The organism is Nostoc sp. FACHB-152, from assembly GCF_014697475.1.
GTDB lineage: Bacteria > Cyanobacteriota > Cyanobacteriia > Cyanobacteriales > Nostocaceae > Nostoc_B.
The window spans coordinates 1-26,220 of record NZ_JACJRV010000029.1; the positions used below are offsets into that span (position 1 = coordinate 1).

Consider the following 26,220-nt stretch of genomic DNA (forward strand, 5'->3'; position numbering starts at 1 on the left):
ATTCGGTTTATAGCTTGGGTTTTCTCTATTAACCAATCTAAATTATCTAAGTTTTATTTAATTTTCTTATATTATTTTACCATAGTTACTCTGGGAGAGCCATGATTTATAGCTTTAAGCTATATTAAAGTAAGTTTATTATTCTGATTCAAAAATTGCTTAAATGGAAATACTCATTGAATCAACTAAAGAATTTGAACAAGATTTAGAGAAATTTACGAATAGAGAAAAATTCAAAGTTATTAAAAAGCTAAATCGGTACGTTGAGCTTATTTCCAAAAATAAAAAACTCTTAGAAAATCAAGCCTTTAAGTTAAAAGATATTAAATTTAGTGCTGAGTATGATTCTTCTCTTTACGCTTTAGTTATCGATAAAAATTTAAGAATAATACTTACTATTGATGACGATCCAATTTTTGATGCAACAGTGGTAACTTTGTTTAGAGTTGTCTGTACTGAAGATGCTTCCAAAGCTTATGGCTCTATAGCTGAGTCTCTCTACCAAGATTTTAGTATGAAAAATCAAGAAATTGAGGTTCACTCTAGCTAATGCCACAGATTAAACCACTTTTAGATGAGCATGGTGTTATTTATGAAGCTATGAAAATTTTACCTGAGAACTTAAAAATTGACTTTTTAGAAGCGTTAGCAGAATTAGAAGATAATGAATGCCATAGAACAAGGAATTTTCCGAAAACTAGACTGCGTAAAGTTAAAGGTATTAAACAAGCAATATACCGTGCTGATATCGATAAGTTATCTGGATGGCGTATTCATCTGCAATATATTGAAGGCAAAATTCATTTAAACGACATTATTGAAGGTCAACGTCATGATGATGTTATTGAAGTGATTAAATCTAAAAAGCATAGATATGAGTAGCTTTATATTTTACAAAATAGAACTGTTGATATTTTTAATATTTTATAAAAAATATTTTAAATCTATTATGCATAGCATATCTACCAAAGGTAGGCTATCTTGAGAAATATAAAAATATATTCTGTCTAACCTTCGACTGATGATTAATTAGATTAATTAAATTAAGTTTTAGGTATTATTATATATAAATTATGTATTAATTTGAAAAAAATAATGAACCACCAAAACTTTCAATTAAAAGTCACTTTTTCTCTAATAGCTAGTGTTACTGCTGTTTTGTTTGCTAACCATGCGATCGCTGCTGAAAAAGTTATCTTTAAATATCAAAGCTTCCGCCCATCTATATCAGTTGATGAATTAACAGATCTTGCCGAGACTGGGAAAGTTTCGCAAAACTTGAATTTTTATTTTAATCAGGCTCGTCAAAACCCAGAAACAGTTCGCAGTATCTTAACAAAAGAAGTAAAAGCTGAACCTGTAATTTTAGATCGTGTATTAAATAGCCGCGTAGGTGAATTGATCCTAGATAGAATTGGTAAGTCCGTTAGTACATCTTCTGGTAAAGCAAACCAGCAGGCTTTACGTTCAGCTATAGTTTTATCCGCTAACAAAGACAACAAAGTGTCACTAATGGAAATTATTCAGAATTACCCAACCACAGAAGTTGTTGTTGATGGCGAACGTTTAGCGCAGACTTATCAGCAACTATACATTCTGGCAGAAAACTTACAAAGAATTTTGCCAAGTCCAACATCTTCAAATTAGTTATCTAGTAAATAATCAAAAAACTCTTCCGGGACTAACCTGAGTTCACCAGACTTAAAGCGGTCAATTTCTAACCACAAAGCCCGGTGATGATGTGTTCCCGATTCCGAAAACATGAGGCTTTCTATTTGGTAAAACTTGGGTTCGGCAAAATCACATTGATAAAGTTGAATGATTTCATGCCCTTGCCGACCATTGTATATAAATATGTTTTCAATACAACCTAAATAGCGGATATTAGTTAACTGGGCTTGAATTTCTTCTTGAAATTCTCGCTGTAAAGCTGTATGACTAGTTTCACCAAAATCAACACCACCACCCAAGGCGCGGTAAAACTTAGACTGCTTAACAGGATCATAGCCTTCAGAAACAAAAATTCGTTCGCCATCTCGAATTAGTCCTAAAGCTATGACCCGAATTTCCCCTGATTTACCCATTTTGACCACTAATTATCGTAAATGGAGTAAGACCGGCTATCGCTGTCTTCGATAGGCCAATCTTCATTTTCGCCGCCAATATACAATTGTTCAATAGTGACATATTCTTCACTTAGCTGGGTGAGGGCGTTGATTAAAATATCTAAAGAGATCGCATCACTAGTTCCCAAGTCAAACCAGCAACGCGCCCATTGTCCTTCGTACTCAATCTCACCCATGTTGTGCATCAGGGCTAACAAGCTTTTGTCATAACCTTGGGGGTCATAATCCATATAGCTGATTTCTAAGCCTGTTTCTTGAATTTGCAGGTTTTCAGCATTAAATGCACCTAATTTGCCCAAATAAAACCAGGAGTTAAAAACTTCTTCTATATATTCTTTTTCTCGTTGCGAAGGTATAGTACTAAACTGCAACCAAATCCATACATCAAAGGGGTTAAATTCACGAAATTGAATGTGCATTCAACTATCTCATTTACTTTTACTCAAAATAAGCATATCAAAGAGAGGGTTAGAGGTTAGGGATTAGAGGCTAGAGGTTACAGGTTAGAAGTAAAGGATGGGCTAATATTTTCACCTAGTCCCTCATCTCTAATCCCTAGCCTCTAGTCCCTAATTTTTAGCCCCTACGCCCTGCTTATTTAGTTGGTTGACAGCACTATTGCGTTCTCGTTCAATTTGTTTAACTAAACTAGCTGGTAGTTGAGATCTTTTAGTCAAAGCTTTGTCAAAATTAGCGATCGCATCTCGAATTAACTGCTGACTTTTTTCTCTTCTACTTTGCTCTTTTAAGATTTGGGCTTTGAGATAATATAACTCTGGATTATCTGGCGTAGCTTTGATCGCCCGATTTGCGTAAGTTAAAGCCTGAGAATATTGTTTTAAATCTCGGTAGCCAATTGCAATCCCTCTATCTGCTAAATACTCAGGCGCAGCATTTCTGTCTAACCTTTCAATTGCTTCATCAGGATTAGCAAAAGGTAGACTGACAGATAGCATTAAATCCATGAAACCTCTAAGTAAATTCAGTTCTGGATCTTGAGGAGAAATTGCTTCTGCTTTATCTAAATATTGGTAAACTTGCCGCAACCGACTTAAAGCTTGAGGCGCACCTTTAACTGTACCCTCACGCGTAAGAATTACCGCCCCTTCAAAAAAATGTCCGACAGCCGTGTATATATTGCCACGTAGCGGGTCATTTGCAATTAATTTTTCTCCAGCTGCTAAAGTTTGCTTGCTGTAGTTATTTACTCCTGTTAAATCTCCTTTAGTGTATGCCAATGATGCTTGCATCGCATAAGCTAGAGGTTCATTTGGCTCTTTCTCTAATGCTTCTTTCAGGTGGCGTTCGGCTTCTGGATAATTACCTTGCTGGAAAATAGCTTTAAAAGCCGCTTCTGTTTTATCGCCAATTTGATGGGGTTGACTACGCCCAAAGGGATCGCCCGCTAGGGATGGAAGCAGCGAAAAATTAAGTGCGATCGCCACTGTAAAACTTGTCTGAGCCAGCCTAGTTAATTTAGTAAATACTATTTGCGAAGCAGTAAATAGTTTAGTCATCAGCACCCTCAGAATAATTGCGGTTGAAATGGTTGTATATGTTACTTAAAATGCAAAAAAGAATTTATGTTTAGCTAATTCTGTTTCAGTGAACACATTCTAAACAGGTTGACTTGGGTTATTTTTTCAAGTTCCCCTATATTGTTGCAGCTCTGATTGAAGGGTTATTCTGCCAAAATAGAGATATAGCCTGGCTGTGAGATCACGCTTGAAAGCAGGTAATATGGCATAAATTCATTCGGAATTCTTCAGTGGTATTTGGTGTAGTTAATTATTCGCCAACTTTTGGTAATCTTAACAAATGCTCTATCTCAGAAATTTAATTTATCATCCCACAGCTTGCCCAACAGCAATTCTCAAATCTATTAATCTAGAATTACCGCCTCAGCAGCTAGGTTTAATTATTGGCCCCAGTGGTTCTGGTAAAAGCACCTTATTAGAAATTTTGTCTGGACTTGCCGAACCAACTTCTGGTGGAGTGTTTTGGAGAGAACAAGAACTCATTGCTGAACAGTTACAACAATTAGCTGGGTTAGTATTTCAGTTTCCCGAAAGGCACTTTTGCGGTGGTACGATTTTAGAAGAATTGCGATTAGGGCATCCTGAGTTAGGGTCAGAGCGAGTCAGACAAGCGTTAAGTGAAGTGGGATTAGAGCATTTATCCCTTTCTGCTGCACCTTATGCTTTAAGTGGAGGACAGCAGCGACGTTTGGCTTTAGCAGTGCAATTAATTCGTCAGCCAAATGTACTGTTGTTAGATGAACCAACGGCTGGGTTAGATTGGTCAATGCGCCAGCAACTAGTAAGTTTATTGGCGAAACTCAAAAAAGACTGGACACTGTTAGTAGTAACCCATGATGCGGGAGATTTGTTAGCGATCGCTGATTGTTGTTGGACACTCAATCACGGCGAACTAAAATCAGTAGATCCGGCAACACTTAGTAGTAAAGTGAAAGAACCCCAACCAGCAGCCTGAGGGCGGATGAGGGTATGCGGGGAGTAACGAAAGACAAATGACCATTGACAAATGACTAATGACTAATTCCACAACTCCCTTGCTGCCAGAAATGGCAGAAATCTGGCAGCAAACTCTCAATTGGCAACCGACTATTCAACAGCAGTCACAATTTCAGCAGCTTTACGAGTTAATTTTAGAAGGTAACGCTCAGTTAAATTTAACTCGCATCACTGAACCTCAAGAATTTTGGGAAAAACATCTCTGGGATTCCTTGCGAGGAATTGCGCCTCAAGGGAAAATTATCCCATCCTTGCAAGCGGGTGCATCTGTAATTGATATTGGCACAGGTGCGGGTTTTCCAGGTGTTCCGGTAGGAATGATTGCACCAAATAGTACAATTACTCTGCTTGATTCAACTCGTAAAAAAATTAATTTTCTTGACCAAGTATTAACTAAACTAGAACTCAGCAATTGCAAAACTCTAATTGGCAGATCTGAAGAAATTGGTCAGCAAACCCAACACCGCCAAACTTATGATATTGCCCTTATTCGCGCCGTTGGTAATGCTTCTGTATGTGCGGAGTATACCTTGCCTTTGCTCAAACAAGGTGGTTTAGCAATAGTTTATCGCGGTACTTGGACAGAAGAGGAAACTAAAACTTTAGACAATGCTGTCAAACAATTGGGTGGCGAAGTTGAATCAATTGAACAGTTCGCTACTCCTCTCAGTAATAGTAATCGTCACTGTTTATATTTGCGGAAGGTGGCAAGTACGCCAAATAAGTTTCCTCGTGCTGCTGGTGTACCTACTCAAAAACCATTATGATTTAGCGATCGCTTTTATAGCAGGGGACAGGTGATAGGTGACAGGTGACAGGGTTAAAAGTCTTTAAGTATCTAAGTTTTCTCGTCTACTGAGGTCTTAACACTACTGGCTATAGCTTTTATCTGGCATTTGAGCAAGTACGATTTTTCTAAATTAACGTGAGTCTCCAACGGAGGCGCACGTTAATTTAAACAGAATTGCGATCGCAATCCTAGATTATTTACAAACAGTCTAATCTTGTGGTTCAATACCTGCTGCTCGTAATTGTGCAGCTAGGCGTTCAGCACGTTGTTTTTCTTGTTCGACTAATTCAGCACCCCAAAGTAGTAATTGTTCGCTTTCATCCCACCAGCGCAACCAATTTCCTGTGCGATTTTCATGTGTACCTTGCCATACGCCCAAGTAGAGATTCATTTCTGCTATCCAATAATGTTGACTATTATTGGGCGTTTGTATTGTGTACCTACCTGTATTTTGATCTAGGCGATAAACTTCTAAGTTGCCACTGGCTGGTTCAAAAATGGCATAATTAGGTACTTTTAAAATGCACTCATAAAAAAACCATTTACCAGGGGGATAGGTAGGTTTAATAGAATATTCCCCACCATCTTTGTCAGAAAGAAATTCCATGACAATTACGGGGAGGTCTCCTTCTAGTTGAGGGGTGTAACTGCGAATTACTTCTTCTCTAGTGACAATAATTTTGGGAATATATGCCCAGTCTGGGGCTTTAACTACTGTTTGACCATTTAAATTAGCACAGATGCCGTAATTTGTTGGCGTAAGCGCATTAGGTGGGAGTTTTCCTGCAAGTTCTAGGCTTTGGGTTAATGCTGCGGCTAAGGCTGGTTGGTTGATGTTGTCCACTGGCTCATCTGGAAGAATGTAATCCTCAGGTAGTTTTTCCCAAGTGATTTGGTAGTTTTGGGTGATGGTGGCTGTCATAAGTAAGGGGTGTAGGGGTGTAAGCAATACGGTTCGGTTAAAGGGGAAAGGCGAAGGGGAAAGGGGAAGAAAAAACCTTTAACCCTTACCCTTTAACCTTGTCCCCAAACAAGGGTTTAGGGGAAATTCTGTAACCTATCCCCTATCACCTGTTACCTATTCATCGTCTGGATCTAAATCGCTTTCTTCTATTGTGTGATGGGGGATGGCTGCAATAATTGCATCAATTACTTTGGAGACTGGTAAAATCTCAATATTATAATCGGGAAATTTTTGACCTTTTGGAACGATCGCTCGTTTAAATCCCAATTTAGCAGCTTCCTTTAACCGCAGTTCCATCTGAGAAACTGATCGCACTTGTCCCCCTAATCCAACTTCACCAATTAATACTGTACCTGGATCAACAATGCGATCGCGGAAACTAGCAACAATCGCAATGGCTATACCTAAATCAACCGCAGGTTCTCCAACATTTAACCCCCCAGCCGAAGCTACGTAAGAATCTAGCTTTGACATCGGAATTCCCACGCGCTTTTCTAATACGGCGAGAATTTGGACTAATCGGTTGTAATCTATACCAGTTCCCGCCCGTCGGGGTGAGGGATAACTCGTAGGACTTACTAAAGCTTGCAACTCAACGACAATCGGGCGTGTACCTTCGCAAGCTACAACAATGGCTGTACCGGGTGCAGGATCGTCACGATTGCCTAAAAATAACTCTGAAGGGTTAGAAACTTCTCGCAGCCCTTGTTCCACCATTTCAAAGATGCCGATTTCGTGGGTTGCACCGAAGCGGTTTTTAACTGTTCTTAATAAACGGTGGGAGGCAAAGCGATCGCCTTCAAAATACAATACTGTATCTACTAAATGTTCTAAGACTTTCGGCCCGGCGATCGCACCTTCTTTAGTAACGTGTCCGACAATTAACATCGTGATATCTTCGTGTTTTGCCACTTTCATCAAGGCGGCGGTACATTCCCGCACCTGCGCTACAGAACCGGGTGCAGAAGTCAGGGCTGGAAAAAACACGGTTTGAATACTATCAATTACTGCCACATTTGGCCTGAGGGAATCTATTTCTCGCAAAATTTCTTCCAAATCTGTTTCTGGCAAAACATACAAATTTGCACCTATACCCTCAGTTGGGACTATTTCTATTTCTGCTGGCAATACTTCAGTATTTACAGGGACTTCTGATTCTTCTGTATCTACTGCTGCTTCAGCTTTTTTTCCGTTCCCATTACCAACCACGCTTAAAGATTTGGAGACACCTAAGCGCAAAGCCCGCAATTTTACTTGTTGTCCTGATTCTTCGCCAGAAACGTAGAGGATGCGGTATCTCTGCGCCAGTTGATTTGATACTTGCAGCAATAAAGTAGATTTACCAATCCCCGGATCACCACCAATTAATACCATCGAACCAGGAACTACACCACCACCCAATACCCGATCTAATTCTCCGTAACCAGATTCCCAACGGGTGACTTGGCGATCGCTAATTTGATCAAATGTTAGAGAGGCTCGTGGTTTTGCTGGTTTTGTAGTAGACTTTCCATTGCTTTGCTCTTTATGCCAACTGCCGACTCCCCCTCTAGTGGGTACATCAACGGATGATTGAATGGCAATCTGTTCTTCTAAAGAATTGTAAGTACCGCAATTAGGACATCTACCAAACCATTGGGAGGATTCTGCCCCACATTCGTTACAAATATAAAAGGTTTTAGGCTTTGGCATTCTTAAATCTTAATTAAGTTAATTAATCTTAATTTTTTCTTAATTCTCAAAAAAAACTAAAGTCGAATAATAGTGGTTTTTACAGCATTTTTCAAATCAATTGGGAGAATGATATCTTAATATTATGGTATTAAAAATTAATCATGAAAAATTTTAGTTAAGGAGCGTTGAGAAACTTGGAAACTCATAAAGAAAAAATCCTAGTAGTAGACGATGAGGCCAGCATTCGTCGGATTTTAGAAACGCGCCTTTCTATGATTGGCTACGATGTTGTTACTGCTGGCGACGGCGAGGAAGCGTTAGATACTTTTCGCAAATCCGAGCCTGATCTGGTTGTTTTGGATGTGATGATGCCAAAGCTAGATGGCTACGGTGTATGTCAAGAGCTACGTAAAGAATCGGATGTCCCTATTATTATGCTAACAGCCTTAGGGGACGTTGCCGATCGCATCACTGGCTTAGAATTAGGTGCGGATGACTACGTAGTTAAGCCATTTTCCCCCAAAGAGCTAGAAGCGCGGATTCGCTCAGTATTACGCCGCGTAGATAAAACTGGTGCTTCCGGAATTCCCAGTTCTGGAGTCATTCATGTAGGAAATATCAAAATTGATACCAACAAGCGGCAAGTTTACAAAGGTGATGAGCGCATTCGTCTGACAGGAATGGAATTCAGCTTGCTAGAGTTGCTGGTTAGCCGTTCTGGAGAAGCTTTTTCCCGTTCTGAAATTTTGCAGGAAGTTTGGGGATACACTCCAGAACGCCATGTAGACACTCGTGTGGTAGATGTGCATATATCTCGGTTACGGGCAAAATTAGAAGACGATCCTAGTAATCCAGAATTAATACTGACTGCACGAGGTACAGGTTATTTGTTTCAACGCATAATTGAACCCGGAGAAGAATAAATAGGCAGAGAACCAGGGGAGCAGAGGAGTAAGGGAGAATAACTTTTGGCTATAAACAAATGACCAATGACAAAGGACAATTGACCATTAACTAATGACAAAACCTGATCCCAATCGAGTTCTGCGCCGTTTACCCATAGTTGTCGGTGGGTTAGGCGCAATACTTTTGCTGATTAACCGTTTATTAACACCAGAACTTACAGAGTCTCAATCTCGTGGTGATGTGTTGGGTGTAATTTTAAGTGCTGTGTTAATTTTAACAGGTTTAATTTGGCAGCAAGTACAGCCGCGATCGCCTGATGCTGTCGAACTAATTGGGGAAGAAGGTTTTGTGCTGGCAGCCGAATTACCAGAAGCCGTGAAAACCGAACTAGCTTGGGCATCTCATTTGATATTAACTAACACAGTCACGCGATCGCTGATAGTGATATATCAAGGCCAAGTTTTGTTACGTCGCGGTATTCTGGGTTCTAAATCTGAAGTCGTACCTGGACCAATCTTAAAACGTGTATTAGAAAAGCAACAACCAGTTTATTTAGTTGCTTTAAACGTTTATCCCGGCAGAATTGAATTTGATTATTTACCCGAAAATACTCAAGGCGTAATTTGTCAACCCATTGGCAATCAAGGTGCAATGATTTTAGGAGCAAATGCGCCGAGAAGTTACACCAAACAAGATGAAAATTGGATTGCTGGCATTGCTGATAAATTAGCGGTAACTCTCCAACAATTAGGAATAAAAGCTTAATAATTAAAAATTAAAAATTATGCTAATTATTTATTGGTTATTAGTTGCCTTAATGGTTGTCGGAATTATCGGTGCTGTAGTGCCGGCAATTCCTGGGAGTAGTTTGATTTTAGCAGCAATTATTATTTGGGGACTTGTTAGTGGTTCTTTTGCAGCGATTAAGATACCGTTAATAATCACAGTGATTGTTTTGCTTTTAAGTGTCGGAGTTGATTTTTTAGCGAGTTACATAGGAGCAAAACAAGCAGGTGCTAGTAAATGGGGACAAATTGGCGCAGTTGTCGGGTTAGTTTTAGGAATTTTAGGCTTATTACCAGCTTTACCCTTTGGTGGGCCATTATTAGGAATGTTATTTGGGCCTTTAATAGGAGCAATTATTGGTGAATTTATTTACCGTCGAGAATTATGGCCAGCAGTCAAAGCCGGTATTGGAATTGTCGTTGGTACATTAGTTGGTAATTTGATTCAAGGTTTGTTAGCAGTTGCAGCCGTTGCAGTTTTTCTCGTCACAACTTGGCCGCAAATATATGGCGGATAGCCTCAACTTAAACCCCAGAAAGCAAAGCTTAACTTTGAGAATCTTACTTATTTTTATCAGCTTGCTCAATACTCTGCTTAATTGCTTCTTCCGCTATCCGAATATTCTCTTCAATTGGTGTACGAAGCCATTACACTCACCATGTACACTTCTTGTTCTTCACTGCACATAGACCATCTGAGGCGATTGCTTTGAAGTAGAAGCACATCATCAATAGTGCAGTTAAGTTTCGAGAATCGGTTGTTGTCTCCGAAGCTGGCTTAATCTTGAAGGGGGGACTGAAAACCCAAAGAAAGCTCTATTTCCTGATTAATTCAGAATTTCTAGAGATTTTAAATGAGGTTAGTTCAGAAGAACCATTACCTGAAGCATTAATTTTTACCAGCTTAAAAGGAAAATTTATAATGTGTTAAAATTATCTGATCAGTGGCAGTAAAATTACCATGAACGGTCAACTCTTGGACGGGCGTTATGAAATAGTTCAAGTCTTGGGCGAGGGGGCTTTTGGAAAAACGTTTTTGGCAAAAGATCTCAAGCGTCCCGGTCATCCCGAATGTGTGGTTAAACAACTGATCTACTCTAGTAATGACACACAAGCCTTAGAAGCAGTCCGGCGTTTATTTAAAGCCGAAGCAGAAACGCTCGAAAGATTAGGGCAACACGATCGCATCCCTACACTGTTAGCTGAATTTGAATATAATCACGAGTTTTACTTAGTTCAGCAATTTATTCATGGTCATACTTTAAACCAAGAAATTTTACCTAATCAACCTTGGACAGAAGAACAAATTCTTAAGCTGTTAACAGATATTTTGCCAATCTTAGCATTTGTCCACGGACAGGGTGTGATTCACAGGGATATTAAACCAGCTAATTTGATGAGACGCACCTCGGATGGTAATTTAGTGTTGATTGACTTTGGTGCAGTTAAAGAAATTGACTCTAAAATTTCCCAAATACAATCAGACCCCAGCGTTGCTATTGGCACAGCCGCATATATGCCTGTGGAACAATTTCAGGGGTTTCCCAAATTTAACAGTGATATCTATGCTTTGGGAATGATATGTATTCAAGCACTGTTGGGTGTAACCTCTAATCAGCTAACAAAACTTATAGGTAATAGTATTACCAACACAAACCAAACCCCTTGGCGTAAACAGGCCAATATCAGCCCTGCGTTAGCAGACGTGATTGAAAAAATGGTGGTTTTTGATTGGCGACATCGCTACCAATCAGCAGTGGAGGTCTTGCATGATATTAGCGAAATTATTCAACAATCAGAAAATTTAACACCAGAACCTGTCTTAAGTTCTCAAAATATTGTTGTACCAAAGACTAAGCCAGCACTTCCTATAAAATTGCCACTTTTGTTAGGAATAGCAGGATTAATCATGGCTGGTGGTATAGGTTTTATAGTTTATAATCAACTACCTCAGACTAAAGCTATAGGGTTTTTCCAACAAGGGCTGAAAAAGTTAGATGAAAAAGATAAACAAGGAGCAATTCAAGCGTTAACCGAAGCAATCAACATATATCCTGAGTATGCTGAAGCTTATTATCAAAGGGCAAATGCTCAATTTCAGTCTGGTAACTATCAGCAAGCAGTAGAAGATGCAACTAAGTCCATTGAATTGAAAAGTAACTATGCAGAAGCTTTTACTCGTCGTTGCGCGGCTCATGTGCTTTTGCAAGCTCCTCAAAAAGCGGAAGAAGACTGCAATAAGGCTATTGACATCAACCCCAAGTATGGAGATGCCTATCTTAACCGTGCCAATGCTCGTCGCAACTTAGGCAATAAAAATGGAGCTTTAAATGATTTGAGCGAGTTAATCAACATTGCGCTCTCTGATCCACAAGCTTACATCAACCGAGGTGTGCTTTATATTGAACAGTTTAAAGATTACGACAAAGCGATCGCTGATTTTAACCAAGCACTCCAACTAGCCAGCAACAAACCAGAAATTGCTGCTGTTGCTTATGATGGTCGAGGTAATGCCCTAGCTGCTCAACAAAAACTAAATGCAGCATTAGATGACTTTAACAAAGCTATAGAAAACAAAAAAGATTTTGCCCAAGCCTATTTTAACCGGGGACTTATCCATGTTCAATTGGATAATAAGCAACAGGCAATTGAAGATTTTCAGAGAGCTGATACACTTTGTAGTCAACAAGGACTGACGAATTGCTCTAAATTAGCACAATCTGCTATTGAACAGTTGCAAGAGCAATAGGCGTTATCCCAATTTTTTATGAGGCTGCATAGCATTCTATCCCCCTTAGCCCACGCCAGTCACCTCAAGTCGGGAAACTCGCCCACGGTGCTGGCTGCCTTTATTAAAGGAAGCCACTGCGTTGCGGGGGTTCTCCCCGTTGTAGCAAGTGGCGTGGATTTAGGGGGATCGAGATATGTGCAACTTCACATTAAATTTACCAGGGGCTACCAATCATAGTGAAGGATGCCCAGAAAAATGGATGTTTGAGATTCAACTGCTTGGCTTCTGTAGGAGTAACAGCAATTTTTTCTAATGGAATACTTAAACTATTGTTGTCAGTAATTAAGTTTTTACCATCTTGGTCTATGCCAACTGCACCGCTAATCATGGCTAATTGTGCTTGTCTGAGTGCTTCTACTTTAATGGGTTGTTTCTGTAACTGGCGATGAAACTCAGTCATTAGCCCTAAAGTTCCTGTATCTGAAACCTGCCACAAACTTGCGACCACAGATTTTACACCAGTTTTTACTGCTGACCCTGCCAACCCCAACTGAGAGTCTTCATCTCCATAAGCTGTTTGACAAGCACTTAAAATTAGCAAGTCTACTTGGGGATTATTCCAACCTAGCTTTCTCACATTATTTAAAGTTAACTTGCTATCGTACAGTTGGATATATGAGTTCAGAGGGTCGCCAGGAGTAAATACTGCGTGGGTTGCTAAATGAATAATTCCAAAGGGTTCTTTAGGGTTGCGTTCTTTTTCGAGACGCGGAAGGGTAAAGTCTTTGTTGATTAAAATTTTACCTCGCCCTTGCCAAACTTGATTGACGATGGTTTCCGCTTCTATAGGAGCAGCCAGCAATTCTGTGATTTGGTTACTATTATCTGGGCCTGGATCAAAAGTTTCCGCTCCCATTGCTAAAACTTCTAAATTCTTAGAAGGAACATACTTCGGATTGATGAGACTGAAAGTAGGGATTATCGTCACACCGTACTTCTGAATCAAAAACTTTTCTTGCTCATCCATGAGTGCAGCTATGGGTAGCGATCGCAAACTTGCATCACGCATCACAAACATCAAGTTGTCAATGCCTTGATTTTTTAACTCTACTTCTATGGGAGAAATTAACCATTTATACAGTTGTTGCGCTGATTGTTTGTAGCTAGTGGACTTCAGTTTTTGCAGATCAGGAGGAGAGTCCAAATCTTCTTTAAGAGAAACTTCCTGATAAAATTTATCAGCTATTTTTTTGAAATTGCCGCGAGTCACACCAGGTACTTGATGACGAATAAGTTGGCCATCAGGAGAAACCATAAGCAACACTAAAGGGTCGCTATCTTTGATATCTTCCTTGGGTTTAGCAGTATTAAGTGTGTAACTTTCGCTACTAAATTCCACATAAACTAGCCCTGTTTTAATCCGAGTTTTATTTTGAATTTCTTTCAGATCAGCAATAATCTCTTGTTGCGATTTTCTTCTGACTCTACCTAGGTTGAGTTTTTGTTCAAACAGGCTCGTTTCAGTATCTTCTATGTTGACAATAGCTGATGCTACTGGAGAAGGAGTGTTATTGATGACGACTTGATTAGGCAGTTGTTCATCCTTTCCTGGTACTACCTGTCCTTGAGTGATAATTTGAATATTGCCTCTATTTTGAATACTGCCTATGGTTTCGCTATTAGTAAACCCTCGCAGAGGATCAATGAAATTTGCCTCGGTAGTAATTCTAGCAGCAGTACCGTTGGTTTTAGGGTCACCTATAGAGAATGGAATGGTACTATCACCACCGTGATCTATTTTGACAGTACCGCCATTACCAAACACTCCTCCAATAGTCGAAATACTTGCAGCAGGTGAATCTTTAGCATTAAACTGACCTTCAGCACGGAAGAATCCGTTGGTTTTAATATCTACGTCACCGCCGAAGTTTCTTCCTTCGGCATTGATCGATTGCACTACAATAGAGTCGCGGAAATCATTAATATTTTTATATTTATCTCTTGGAGTTTGAACCGTTATTGTTACATTACCTCCGTTCCCCTGCCTAGAACTACTATTAATCTCTCCAGCCTGAATTTTTACTGGATTCTCTCCGCCCGATTGAAGAGTGATATTACCGCCATTATTAGTTCTATCATTATTATTAGAATCTAATTTTTTAGTTGTAATATTGCCATTTTGACTAGTAACAGTAATGTCCCCTCCTTGCGTAATTAAATCGCCGGTTGTGACTGTGTTATTAGCAGCCAGAGAGATATTACCAGTAGTGTTGATATTGTTAGCAGCAGTATTGCCAGCACTAGTATTTAATGTTTGAGTCGTAATATTGCCATTTTGACTAGTAACAGTAATGTCTCCTCCTTGCGTAATTAAATTGCTGGTTGTGACTGTGTTATTAGCAGCCAGAGAGATATTACCAGTAGTGTTGATATTGTTAGCAGCAATATTGGCAGCATTAGTATTTAAACTATTTAATCTTGTAGTTCCACCTATCTCATTTCTAAAGGAAACGTTTCCTCGGGTATTTACTGTTAAATCGCTACTACCGTTAATTGTGTTGTTAAAGTCAATGTTATTACCAGCACTCAAGGTAGCGTTACCAGTTAGCTGAATCTGACTATTAAAGGTTTGATTCCCTGTGGTGGTGATGTTGTTGGCAATGTTGGTGTTGGCGGATGTGACAGTTAAGCCTGTTAATGGAGTTGTATTCCCAATAGCACCACCTAAAGTAATGTTACCTGTGCCTGCGTTCAAGGTTAAGTTGCTTGCACCATTGACTGTGTTGCTAAAGTTGATATTTCCAGCAGCAGACCCAGTAGTGATATTTGTGGCACCATTAGCCAAGTTAACAGACCCTGTGAAACTAATATTGCCGGCGGTGTCATTACTATCGGAGTCGGAATTTACATTTCCAGGATTAATTTGTCCACTGCTGCTAGTAACACTGATATCACCACTTTGTGTCTCAATATTACCAGTAGTGATATTTTGATTTGCTAGTAGAGTGATTGAAGCGTTGTCTATACCGAAGATATTTCCGGCAGTGATGCTTCCTGCACCTGCTGTTGCTTGAATTGTCACTGGATCTTGGAATGTGACTGGGTTAGTAACTGTAATCGCACCACTGCCATCATTACGCCCAATGGTGATGGAACTAAAGCCATCTGTTAAGGCAGACAGTTCACTGCTAGTCAGGTCTAAAGTGGTTGTACTGCTACTATCACTAGCTGCACCTATAGCCATGTTAAGGCTAGGTGTCGATGGTTGTAATACTAAGTTGCCAGTGCCTGTGATGGAGTTAGTTCCACCATTGAAGTTGATTTCATCTGCTGTCAGTATCAGGTTGTTAGTACCTGCGTTCACATTATTAAAAGTGATCTCTCCTGTGCCTGCGTTGACTGTGAAATCGCTATTAGTGGCTATAACTTGGTTATCAAAAGTGATGTTGTTGTTGGTCGTGGTGAAGGTTTTGGCATTTGCACCTGTGAGATTGACTTGACCACTATATTGTTGAGTGCCTGTGGTGGTGATGTTGTTAGGAATATTGAGATCGTTGGCGGCTGTGACAGTCAAGCCTGTTAATGCAGTTGTGTTACCAACAGCCCCACCTAAAGTGATATTACTGCCACTCAGAGTTAAATTTCTAGCTCCATTGATGGTGTGTATCGGTTCAAAATTAATGTTGCCACTGCCTGCATTAATTTCGGTGTCAGCAATCAAGTTGACATTACCATTGAGGGTGATGTTGTTATTGTTAGTGCTAATTGTGCCTTGAGTATTGAGTTGACCTTCGGGCGATTGAATCGTGATGGGGTGGAAGAAGTTAATGGGGTTGATATTAAAAATCCCACTGCTATTGTCACGTCCAATGGTGATGGAACTAAAGCCTTCTACAGGAGATTCACTTCTCGGTTGTAAGGCAGACAGTTTACTGCTAGTCAGGTCTAAAGTGCTTGTACCACTATCACTAGCTGCGCCTATAGCCACGTTAAGGCTAGGTGTCGATGGTTGTAATACTAAGTTGCCAGTGCCTGTGACTGAGTTATTTCCGCCATTGAAGTTGATTTCATCTGCTGTCAGTGTCAGGTTGTTAGTACCTGCGTTCACATTATTAAAAGTGATCTCTCCTGTGCCTGCGTTGACTGTGAAATCGCTATTAGTGGCTATAACTTGGTTAGCGAAAGTGATATCGTTGTTGGTCGTGGTGAAGGTTTTGGCATTTGTACCTGTGAGGTTGACCTGAGAGTTAAATTGTTGAGTACCTGTGGTGTTGATGTTGTTGCCAACATTTATGGTTCCGGTACCTGCGTTCAAGGTCAGACCACCTGCGCCAGTTACTTGGTTAGCGAAAGTGATGTTGTTGTTGGTCGTGGTGAAGGTTTTGGTATTTGTACCTGTGAGGTTGACCTGAGAGTTAAATTGTTGAGTACCTGTGGTGTTGATGTTGTTGCCAACGTTGGTGTTGGCGGCTGTGACACTCAAGCCTGTTAATGCAGTTGTGTTACCAACAGCACCACTTAAGGTAATGTCGCCTGTGCCTGCGTTCAGGTTTAAGTTGCTTGCACCATTGACTGTGCTACTGAAGCCAATATCGTTGTTGGTCGTGGTGAAGGTTTTGGCATTTGTGCCTGTGAGGTTGACTTGACCAGTATATTGTTGAGTACCTGTGGTGGTGATGTTATTGCCAACGTTGGTGTTGGCGGCTGTAACAGTTAAGCCTGTTAATTGCGTTGTGTTACCAACAGCAGTGCCTAAGGTAATGTTTCCTGTGCCTGCGTTCAAGGTTAAGTTGCTTGCACCATTAAGTGTGTTGCTAAAACTGATATCTCCAGCACCAGACCCAGTGGTAATATTTGTGGCACCATTAGCCAGGTTAACAGGGCCTGTGAAAGTAATATTACCGCCAGCATTACCAGAGGAATCAATACTATTGGCAATAGTAATGCTGCCACCTGTTGTGCTAAGAGAAATTGCTCCTCCATTATTGGTGCCAATGGCAGAAGAATTTAAATTACCTGTAGTTATGTTACCTGTAGCTGAAAAACTTATAGGGCCTCCATTAATACCAGCTGTTGTCGATGAGGTATTAATATTGCCTACCTGAATACTTCCAGGTGGTAGTAAAGGAGTTCCTGGTGTTGTAAAGTTAGTTCCTGCTTGGTTGGAAGGAAAATTTACAGGAGTAACTGAAGCTAAACCAGCCCGTAAAATTACAGCTTGACTGGTTGTTAAGGCTGTAAAATCTGGGTCGGTATTTGGAATACTACCGCTAGTATCTGGTGAAGTAATGGTAATATTTCCACCGGTAATACTTGCTGTTGTCTCTACTTTGAGTGCTGCACCAGTGTAGTTACCAAATGTAACATCTCCATTGGCTCTGATAATCGGATCGTATAAACTAACAAAATTACCAGGTTCACCTGACAAATTTAAAATTTTAAACTGCCCACCACTAGCAAAGTGAGCATCGCCAGAAATAATCCCATCACTGACTAAACTCAAATTATTGCTGCTGACAAAGGGTGTCGGTGGATGATTCAGGGCTAGGATATCGATGCCTTGATTGCCTTGAATGTAGAGGTTGCTGCCTGATTGTGCAAGGAAGGGATTTGTTGCAGTATCGCGCACACGCACTGTATCTCTAGCTAAGAGGTTTAAATCTCCTTTTGTGTTGAGTTGACTTGCTGGCAATGTTAAATTGTGGGCGGCTGATAGGGTAGCACTACCTGCTGTTATTCCGGTTGCGACTACATCGCCAGAATTGATGGGGAGACCAGTATTTGTTAACTGTACTTGTTGGTTGCTATTAACTGTCAAACCACCAGTATTTTCTAAATCAACATTAATTAATAACTTGGGCAAGGTGGCAACTGAGATATTTCCAGATGCAGAGGCGTTGGTAGGAATTTCTAAACTCAGGAGGTTTCCTGATTGGCTAATGCGTAATAAGTTTTCACCAGGAACGGCTGCAATGGTGATATTTCCACCTGGTGCTGATAATTGTCCAGTGCTAACTACTGTACCACCGATTAATCTTAAGTTAGCTTCATTAGCTACCGCCAAATTACCAAAGTTGACGATGCTTCCTGGTTGAGATGTATTGAAATTAAAGCTTGTCGGTGTGCCTACTAATGTGGCGTAGTTATTGTCTGCCAGCGCATGAAACCAATTTGTACCAAAGCCTATACTATTGGCTGTGCTGGCAACAAAGTCTGCGGGTAAGTTTAAACTGGCATTAGGGCCAAAGACGAAGCCAGATGGGTTGAGGAGAAAGAGGTTGGAGTTTCCACCGGAGACTTGAATTAATCCGTTAATCATGGAAGGATCTCCACCCTTTATCCGCCCTAAAATATTTTTGATGTTGGGATTAGATAAAAAGTTGGCTATTTGGTTGGTATCTAAACCAAATTTTTGGAAGCTATGAAAGAGGTTGATCTGATCTGCGGAAAGGGTACCACCACTAATATCAATCCGGTTTCCATTGGTGTTGATGATAGTGTTTGTGTCGTTATTCGGAGTAGGGGTAATTGACTGTGCTTGTACAGGGAGGATGGGGTAAACTCCACCGTAGGCGATCGCACCACTCGTAATCAGTACTAATATTTTTTTTATACCGCAGAAGTTCATAACATTCCTTTAATCAAATTGCAGTGCAAAACCTCCCCCGAAATAACTTATGGGGGAGTTTTTATTACTGAGTCAAGAATAAGGGTGTGGGGTGTAGGGGTTGGGGGCTTGAATCCTGATTGGTTTCGTTTCTGGGTGTACAAAAATATACCTTTTTTGTTTTTTTCTTACATCCTTACACCCTCATACCCATTTTTAAGGCAGGTTTATGGATGACTACTTAATCAGCCTCTGACTTGGTATGGACTATTTACTCACAGTCTCAATATCTTTTTCTTTGATGATTTCGGTAAAGTTAAAGGGGTTACGACCTCTGAGAGAAATTGTTAATAGTGGTGGTGTGGTTTGCAATCTAATTCGATATCTTCCATAGTTACGTAATATACTAAAACCTTTTCTTTTGCTACTTGCTTTTTGTTGAGTTGGAGTTTGATTGTAAATGGTTACAACTCGACCAGCATCATCAAAAACTGGGCCGCCTGTGACTCCAGCAAAATCATACTCACGCGGCGATAAGTTACTATATGTTTGTGAACCATTCTGTTCTTTTTTCCGCAGTTGGGTGATATGAAAAACTCTGTCTTTCACATCTAACCGAGAGTTAACAAATCCTGCTACGTACACACCGTTGCAAAGTTTAGGATCTGATAAAAAACATTCTTGGGGTTCAGGAGTTTCTATTAATTGGGCGGTTTGATACTTGCGATTACTACGAAAAGTAATTAAGGCTAAATCTTCACCCGCTAATTCTTCAATGTCCTGTTGTGTGGAAATCCTGATTTTTTGGCGTTTTGTAGTTTTGCCGTCTAGAGGTATGGGTGTAACAATATCATAGGTAGCATTCTTGTCTTGCACCAGTTTTTTAGCTGTCAATACCACATACTTGCCTTCTTCTGGTACGGTACTAATTATCACTCCCGAACCTGGAGTACCAACACTAGGTTCAATTCTGACTACTGTAGCTTTAGCGATCGCTACTATTTTATTAGGCTGCAATTCCTTTGCTGTTTCCGCAGTCTGTACAGGTGTTAAAGGCTTTGTGGGTTGCTGACTAAATACTGGCACGTTCAATGTCAGCACTGCGGCACCTATTAAACAACTTGACAATAAATGGCGGTTTAACATGGTACTCCGTCCTTATAAATATTAATTTAAGTGAATTCTGAAATTGGTTAGTCTTTACTTTTACAAGTATTTATGGTGTATTACCTATTCTCTGTATTATACAATTCCGGCATGGGTGATTTCGGTTTTCAATATTATGAACTACATTAACTTTTTTTACTAGTAAGGTATATTTTAAGACTTATCGAACTATTGATCAATTATTATAAAATTTTTGTAAAGCATTAAAAAATAAGCACACTTAAGTATAATATTCTGTTTGGATATGGAATATTTATTTTTTTACTTATAGGAATTAAAAAGTTTATTGCCACCATAAATATTTCCATAGGTGCAGTTACTCAATAACTATCTACTAGAAGTTTGGGTACAGGTTAATCAAGGCAAAAAAGAAACTGTAAAAGCTGTTTCTTTGCTTCCCATAAATTCAGTTGTGGGGAAGAGACAATAATATTATCACCAGCATATGCATCTAGATGTAATCTTTTGTTGAGTGCGGTGGCTCTAAAAAATTTTATGACCCAAATTACACTAAAAATAATTAAAAATAGTGTATTGTTTATTACATAAAGTCTGCAATTAAATCTTAAGTTATTTCCAGAAATACCTAACATAATAAAGATGCGCTTAATCTTGGGAAATAAATTATTGTGGTGTGTGTTACTGATATCAAATATTACTATTAATGCAACCACCTTTGCCAGTTATGCTAATGCCGAGTCGCTACCAGAAGTAGAAAAACAGAAATCGTCAGACACAGATATAGTAACTAATAGTTCTATATCTTCATTGATATCTGAATTAGCAACAGACAAAACAACTGCATCTGATTTAATTCCATCGTTGTCAGCAGCGAATGACAATGAGCAAAATTCATCGTTGCAAAGCACACCCAACTCCCCAAGGTTGCTAAGTCAAGAAGAATCTCAAAAAATCACTGTTAAGAAAATTGAATTGACAGGTAGTAGTTTTGCCAACTCTCCAACATTGAGGAAGTTGATTGAGAGTGTTGAAGGAAAAACAGTAAGTTTGGCAACTTTAAGAAATCTAGCTGATCAAATTACTGGTTGGTATTTTGAGCAAAACTACATCACGTCTGTAGCAATTTTAGATGAGTCGGCAATTCAAGATGGTATTGTACCGATTGAGGTGATTGAAGGTACGATAGAAGAAATTAGAATTGAGCCACCGACAAGACGCATCAATCCTAAATATGTGCGATCGCGCGTTGCTTTAGGTGTGAGTAAACCTTTCTCGCAAACAAAGCTAGAAGAACAGTTACGACTACTACAACTTGATCCTTTATTTACCAAAGTTGAAGGTAGCCTCCGTCCTGGTACCAAGCAGGGTCAAAGTATTCTTATAGTCAGAGTTACCGAAGCACAACCTTTTGAACTGATTTTAAATACAGATAATTACTCACCACCCAGCATTGGTTCCGAGAGATTAGGTGTGGATGCAGTGTATCGTAACCCTATAGGTTTGGGTGATCAACTGAGTGCGTCTTATTATTTCTCTACTCATGAAGGAGGCTCAAATTATTACGATTTTAGCTATCAGGTACCCCTAAATCCGATGAACGGCACTTTACAATTAAGGACAGCAATTAATAATGTGAAGGTCGTTCAGCCTCCCTTTGATGTCTTCGATATTCGTGGGGAATCAGAACTATATGAAATTAATTACCGTCAACCTCTGTGGCGATCGCTAAGAGAGGAATTTGCTTTATCCTTAGGCTTGAGTGTGCAGAATGGTCAAACATTTACTTTTGCCGGGCCAACTCCTTTTGGTATCGGGCCAGATGCCAACGGTAACAGCCAAACCCGTACCATTCGATTTGCTCAAGATTACGTAAAACGAGATACGAGAGGTGTTTGGGGGTTGCGTTCTCAACTCAACTTTGGAATTGATGTGTTTGACGCTACAATTAATCCTGAACCTAAACCTGATGGCAGGTTTTTTAGTTGGTTATTCCAAATCCAACGTCAACAACGCTTGACTCAAGATAATCTTTTCATTGCTCAACTTGATTTTCAACTCACGCCAGATGGTTTGTTACCATCTGAACAGTTTGTCATTGGTGGTGGTCAATCGGTGCGTGGTTATCGACAAAACGTTCGTGCTGGCGATAATGGATTACGCTTTTCTGTAGAAGACCGCATCGTTTTACAACGAGATTCTAAAACGAGGGAAGATTTATTACAGATAGCACCATTTTTTGATTTAGGCTTAGTTTGGAACGTAGATAACAATCCCAACATCATTCAAAGACAAAAATTAATCGCTGGTTTAGGATTGGGTGTGTTATGGAAACCTATACCAAATTTAAATGTGCGTCTAGATTATGGTTTTCCTTTAGTTGATTTGGAAGACCGAGGTAGAAACGCTCAGGATGATGGATTTTATTTCAATGTCGGGTATCGGTTGTAGTTTTATAGCATTTAATTACATCACATACACTGTAAAACGCACTAGATTATCCTGGCCAAACTGTAATAAATCACCATTCATCAGACGATACTGCACACCAGGACTCAAAGCGGTTCCGTTCAAATACATCCCATTTGTACTCATATCAATAATCATGTAGCTATTTTGCGACCAGTCCCAAGACACTCGCCCATGACGACGAGAAATTATTCCTTCGTGGGGAATACCAGTCAAGTCAATTTCTGGTGGAATATTCATAGCTTTGCTGCGACGACCAATAAAACCGGCTTCTCCTGACCATTGAAATTCTTTACCTGAAGTGTGGATAAATTTCAGGAGTGGTAATCTGGGAACCTGCGGGTTATAGGGTGGTGAGACTGGTTGTGTGGGTGGACGTTGCTGATAATCTGTTGGATAATCGGTGGGCGGTTGATAAGTAGGCTGGGGTGTTATCGGTCGCGATGGTACAACAGGTTGCTGTGGTGTGATAGGTTGTGATGGAGTAGGTTGTGATGGAATATATTGTTGTGGAATAGGTTCAGGGGAATTAGGTTTATTAGGTGTAGGTGCTATTACATTACCCAAAGGGGTAGAACACCAAGGGCAAACCTTAGCATTATTAGGTAGAGCGCGGTTAAAATATTCACAACTGGGATTAGGGCAGCGATTTGCAGGCATAGTTATCTATAACATCAGGTATAGGTTGTAAAGGGACAAGACCTACTTTGTTAAGTAAACATTGACCCTGACGAGTAATTAATAACTCAGAAAATTTAAAACCAGCTGGTGGACGGCTGTTGTCTTTAGGGTAAACTACAAATATAGGGTATCCTAAAGGATAACTTTTAAAATTATTGACATCAAAAAAATAGTCATCATGTTCGCATAAGTCATCTGAAGTTTTGATAGGACGGCGATCGCGCTTTTTAAATAAAGGTTGAATCGCTGGTTTGTTATCATCAGCTATCGCTAATGGATAGCCCGTACACTGACCTTTAACTTTACTGATAATTCCAAAAGCAATAGTCCCAATTCTTTTTTCCTTATCGCTTTCTTGACGAATCTGGTTTTGGGTACTGGTGGTATCTAATGAGGTTACTTTATCTGTAAATAAAGCTATATCCTGAGGATCATTTTTGAGGACGATTTCTTTAAATTTACTGATAGCTTCTGGTTCAGTTGGCTTAAAAGGGATAATTTCTATGTTTGGCAGCTTACTGCTAATTTGCCGCCAATTCGTAATTTTTTTAGTGTAAATCTGGCGCAATTGTTCAAGAGTTATTTTTTCATTAAGTTCATCCACTAGATTATCATTTTGCTGATCAAATGCAACATAAACCAGTAACCCATCATAAGCTACAGGCTTTTTATCTAACTGACCTGGGATATTATTTGTCAAACTTGTAATGGCAAAATCTTTCTCTCCTTTTACTACTGCTGCTATAGGTTTATCGGGATTCTCTAAATTTGAAGATACAGGAGTATATTCAAAAAATGCTTGTGCTTCTGGGCTAGGGTTTTTAAATAAATCATTGAGAACAATATTGTCCACTTGCTGCTTGATAATATAATTCCATGTTCCCCGATTTTCTCCTGTATACCCAAATTTACCTGAAGGTATATTAGGTACATCTAAAAATTTATTATTCAGTCCGTACCATGCTAAATATCTATTGCTATCTTCTCGTTGATTATTTAACAATAAATAATAAAATATTCCCCCTCCCAGCAATAAACAACCTAAAACTAATAACCAAAGATACCATTTTTTAAAATTTTGGTTTGCTGGCTCAGTTTCAGAGGATTGAGATAGATTATTTATCTGACCTTCTTTAGGTAATTGCATAAGTGCTTGACGAGCAGCTTCCGCACTGATAAAAGGTTTACCTAAACCTATTAATCGTTCAATAAACTGTTTTAGATGAGTATCTTTAGTAGACCATTGTTGATTGTCTCTTGGGTTAAAGGGCTGATTTGAAGCATAATCTACAGTCCGCCCTGCTAGTAAATAAGCAGCTACCAACCCTAATGATTCTAAATCTTTTTCTTTTTGAGCCGGTGCAGGTTGATGAATAGCTGAAGGAATAAATAAGTTCTCCCAGATTGCTAAATCACAAAGATATATAGAGAAGTTTTGGTTATTAGTAAATTTAATTAAAATACTATGCAAATTTATATTGCCATGAGCTATTCCTGGCTGTACTTGATTGGAGGGAAAACGTAATTTTTGACTGTGGAGAAATTCTAATGTTTGTAAAGCTTGGTTGAGTAGCTCTCTAACTTGAGAGGCTGTCATTTTACCTTTTTCTGTGATGTATTGGCTTAATGTTTGAGATGCGTCTATTTTTTGAGTGATTAAATAACAGCGTTCTGCTTTTTCATCAGCAATCGCTTCTATAGTATTAACTAAGCGAAAATTTTGGATTCTACTATCTGCTAATTTTACTCCGCCTACTCTTTGGAAAATTTGTTTACGATCTAGAGTTTCTTGTTCATTAAAACAACGGTTAGGGAGAAGATATTCTTTAATTTCTACAGGTTGTTTATCTTTAACTTGCACACCTGAGTATATACGCCCATAACCTCTTACGCCTAAATAATTATTTGCTTGATAAGTACCCCAATTGCCTTTAATTTCTATTTCTTGGGGTAAAGTAGCAGGAAAGCCGCATTCTAAACAAAATTTAGCACCTTTGAATTCTTGTGCCGTATTTAATGGGCGATCGCAATTTAAAGGATTATTGTATGCACAGGAATATTCTGGATAAATAGCACCAAATGAGGTCATATATAGATATTTGGCAAGATTTTGGCGAAATTATATTTATCATCATGCCGTATTTAAGCCTTTACTAGCCCTAGTTTCCAGGCAGTAACAATAGCTTGAGTACGGCTATTAACCTTCAATTTTTCAAAAATACTAGTAAGATGAGCCTTAACAGTTGCAACTGTTACATATAAATGCTTGGCTATTTCTTCATTAGAAGCACCTTGAGTTAACCAGTATAAAACTTCTTGCTCTCTTTCTGTTAAGTGCATCTGATGACAAGCACGCAAGCAAGAATCTGAATAAGTCTGAAAAAACCGGAAAAATCGACTAGCAACTTCTGAAGGTAAATAAATTTCTGACTTAGTTACTGTGTTAATGGCTTCAAACAGTTGAGTTCCTACATGATTTTTAAAGACATAACCAGATGCGCCTGCTTGCATAGCGCGAAAAACCCATTCGTCTTCTTGATGAGCCGACAAGACTAAAACTTTTCCAGGGTAAGCAATTTGTTTGAGAGAAACTAGAACTGTAATGCCATCACAGCCGATTAATTGCAAATCTAGTAAAATTAAATCAGGTAATTTTTCTTGTGTTAACTTTAATACCTGATCTAAAGATTTAGCCTCACCTACTACCTCTAAAGGTAATAAACTATTACTAGTATAAAAACTCAAGAGAGTACGTAAACCTTGGCGAAAGCGTTCGTTGTCTTCTACTAGTAAAACAGTCAGAGGATTGCCATCAGCCATTTTTGACA

General features: G+C 39.3%; 20 protein-coding genes. 10 read left to right on the top strand and 10 right to left on the bottom strand.

Going from position 1 to position 26,220, the window contains the following annotated elements:
• Positions 1 to 163 precede the first annotated feature (163 nt).
• The 3 genes from H6G76_RS19250 (at position 164) to H6G76_RS19260 (ending at position 1,647) form a co-directional block, all read left to right on the top strand.
• Positions 164 to 550 (top strand): hypothetical protein, encoded by a 387-nt coding sequence (locus tag H6G76_RS19250; protein ID WP_190704033.1) that lies wholly within the window; start codon positions 164 to 166, stop codon positions 548 to 550.
• Positions 550 to 882 carry a hypothetical protein gene (locus H6G76_RS19255; protein ID WP_190704036.1) on the top strand — a complete coding sequence of 111 codons (333 nt, stop codon included), beginning with the start codon at positions 550 to 552 and terminating at the stop codon, positions 880 to 882. Before H6G76_RS19250 ends, H6G76_RS19255 begins: the two co-directional genes overlap by 1 nt.
• A gap of 213 nt (positions 883 to 1,095) precedes the next feature.
• A complete protein-coding gene (locus H6G76_RS19260; protein ID WP_190704039.1) occupies positions 1,096 to 1,647 on the top strand; it encodes an alpha/beta hydrolase in 552 nt (183 codons plus the stop codon).
• Here the strand turns inward: H6G76_RS19260 and H6G76_RS19265 are convergent.
• The 3 genes from H6G76_RS19265 to H6G76_RS19275 form a co-directional block, all read right to left on the bottom strand.
• Positions 1,644 to 2,084 carry an NUDIX hydrolase gene (locus tag H6G76_RS19265; RefSeq protein WP_190704042.1) on the bottom strand — a complete coding sequence of 147 codons (441 nt, stop codon included), beginning with the start codon at positions 2,082 to 2,084 and terminating at the stop codon, positions 1,644 to 1,646. The genes H6G76_RS19260 and H6G76_RS19265 overlap by 4 nt on opposite strands.
• Before the next feature lie 8 nt (positions 2,085 to 2,092).
• Positions 2,093 to 2,545 carry a DUF3531 family protein gene (locus tag H6G76_RS19270; RefSeq protein WP_190704044.1) on the bottom strand — a complete coding sequence of 151 codons (453 nt, stop codon included), beginning with the start codon at positions 2,543 to 2,545 and terminating at the stop codon, positions 2,093 to 2,095.
• A gap of 150 nt (positions 2,546 to 2,695) precedes the next feature.
• Positions 2,696 to 3,643 carry a Sll0314/Alr1548 family TPR repeat-containing protein gene (locus H6G76_RS19275; protein ID WP_190704047.1) on the bottom strand — a complete coding sequence of 316 codons (948 nt, stop codon included), beginning with the start codon at positions 3,641 to 3,643 and terminating at the stop codon, positions 2,696 to 2,698.
• Between the two features lie 301 nt (positions 3,644 to 3,944).
• Here H6G76_RS19275 and H6G76_RS19280 point away from each other — a divergent pair, with 301 nt between their 5' ends.
• Complete coding sequence (locus H6G76_RS19280) at positions 3,945 to 4,619, top strand: ABC transporter ATP-binding protein (RefSeq protein ID WP_190704052.1); 675 nt, start codon at positions 3,945 to 3,947, stop codon at positions 4,617 to 4,619.
• Between the two features lie 58 nt (positions 4,620 to 4,677).
• The gene (gene rsmG, locus H6G76_RS19285; protein ID WP_190704054.1) at positions 4,678 to 5,427 is read left to right on the top strand and encodes a 16S rRNA (guanine(527)-N(7))-methyltransferase RsmG; all 750 of its coding nucleotides are present in this window, start codon (positions 4,678 to 4,680) and stop codon (positions 5,425 to 5,427) included.
• A 231-nt stretch (positions 5,428 to 5,658) separates the two neighbouring features.
• Here the strand turns inward: rsmG and H6G76_RS19290 are convergent, their stop codons facing one another.
• Together H6G76_RS19290 and radA are read right to left on the bottom strand one after the other, a co-directional pair.
• Complete coding sequence (locus H6G76_RS19290) at positions 5,659 to 6,372, bottom strand: Uma2 family endonuclease (protein ID WP_190704056.1); 714 nt, start codon at positions 6,370 to 6,372, stop codon at positions 5,659 to 5,661.
• Between the two features lie 156 nt (positions 6,373 to 6,528).
• Positions 6,529 to 8,106 (bottom strand): DNA repair protein RadA, encoded by a 1,578-nt coding sequence (radA, locus tag H6G76_RS19295; RefSeq protein ID WP_190704059.1) that lies wholly within the window; start codon positions 8,104 to 8,106, stop codon positions 6,529 to 6,531.
• A 176-nt stretch (positions 8,107 to 8,282) separates the two neighbouring features.
• Here radA and rpaB point away from each other — a divergent pair, with 176 nt between their 5' ends.
• From rpaB to H6G76_RS19315, 4 genes are all read left to right on the top strand, one after another.
• Positions 8,283 to 9,011, top strand: coding sequence for a response regulator transcription factor RpaB (gene rpaB, locus H6G76_RS19300; protein WP_190704062.1), 729 nt, complete (start codon positions 8,283 to 8,285; stop codon positions 9,009 to 9,011).
• 94 nt (positions 9,012 to 9,105) lie between these two features.
• A complete protein-coding gene (locus H6G76_RS19305; protein WP_190704065.1) occupies positions 9,106 to 9,759 on the top strand; it encodes a cofactor assembly of complex C subunit B in 654 nt (217 codons plus the stop codon).
• 19 nt (positions 9,760 to 9,778) lie between these two features.
• Positions 9,779 to 10,297 (top strand): DUF456 domain-containing protein, encoded by a 519-nt coding sequence (locus H6G76_RS19310; protein ID WP_190704067.1) that lies wholly within the window; start codon positions 9,779 to 9,781, stop codon positions 10,295 to 10,297.
• Positions 10,298 to 10,740: 443 nt separating this feature from the next.
• Positions 10,741 to 12,528: a serine/threonine-protein kinase gene (locus H6G76_RS19315; RefSeq protein ID WP_190704070.1), complete on the top strand. Its 1,788-nt coding sequence runs from the start codon at positions 10,741 to 10,743 to the stop codon at positions 12,526 to 12,528.
• Positions 12,529 to 12,724: 196 nt separating this feature from the next.
• Here H6G76_RS19315 and H6G76_RS19320 read toward each other — a convergent pair whose 3' ends face one another.
• On the bottom strand, positions 12,725 to 19,138 hold the full coding sequence (locus H6G76_RS19320) for a CHAT domain-containing protein (RefSeq protein WP_190704073.1): 6,414 nt from the start codon (positions 19,136 to 19,138) through the stop codon (positions 12,725 to 12,727).
• A gap of 246 nt (positions 19,139 to 19,384) precedes the next feature.
• Positions 19,385 to 20,263, bottom strand: a complete 879-nt coding sequence (locus H6G76_RS19325; RefSeq protein WP_190704076.1) for a trypsin-like peptidase domain-containing protein — start codon at positions 20,261 to 20,263, stop codon at positions 19,385 to 19,387.
• 621 nt (positions 20,264 to 20,884) lie between these two features.
• Here H6G76_RS19325 and H6G76_RS19330 point away from each other — a divergent pair.
• Positions 20,885 to 22,693, top strand: coding sequence for a ShlB/FhaC/HecB family hemolysin secretion/activation protein (locus tag H6G76_RS19330; RefSeq protein ID WP_190704080.1), 1,809 nt, complete (start codon positions 20,885 to 20,887; stop codon positions 22,691 to 22,693).
• A 15-nt stretch (positions 22,694 to 22,708) separates the two neighbouring features.
• Here the strand turns inward: H6G76_RS19330 and H6G76_RS19335 are convergent, their stop codons facing one another.
• Genes H6G76_RS19335 through H6G76_RS19345 form a run of 3 tightly spaced genes read right to left on the bottom strand, consistent with a single transcriptional unit; the run spans position 22,709 to position 26,212 of the window.
• Positions 22,709 to 23,371, bottom strand: coding sequence for an FHA domain-containing protein (locus tag H6G76_RS19335; RefSeq protein WP_190704082.1), 663 nt, complete (start codon positions 23,369 to 23,371; stop codon positions 22,709 to 22,711).
• Complete coding sequence (locus tag H6G76_RS19340; protein WP_190704085.1) at positions 23,349 to 25,481, bottom strand: substrate-binding domain-containing protein; 2,133 nt, start codon at positions 25,479 to 25,481, stop codon at positions 23,349 to 23,351. The genes H6G76_RS19335 and H6G76_RS19340 overlap by 23 nt, the downstream gene beginning before the upstream one ends.
• 53 nt (positions 25,482 to 25,534) lie before the next feature.
• Positions 25,535 to 26,212, bottom strand: a complete 678-nt coding sequence (locus H6G76_RS19345; RefSeq protein WP_190704087.1) for a response regulator transcription factor — start codon at positions 26,210 to 26,212, stop codon at positions 25,535 to 25,537.
• Between the last annotated feature and the right edge of the window lie 8 nt (positions 26,213 to 26,220).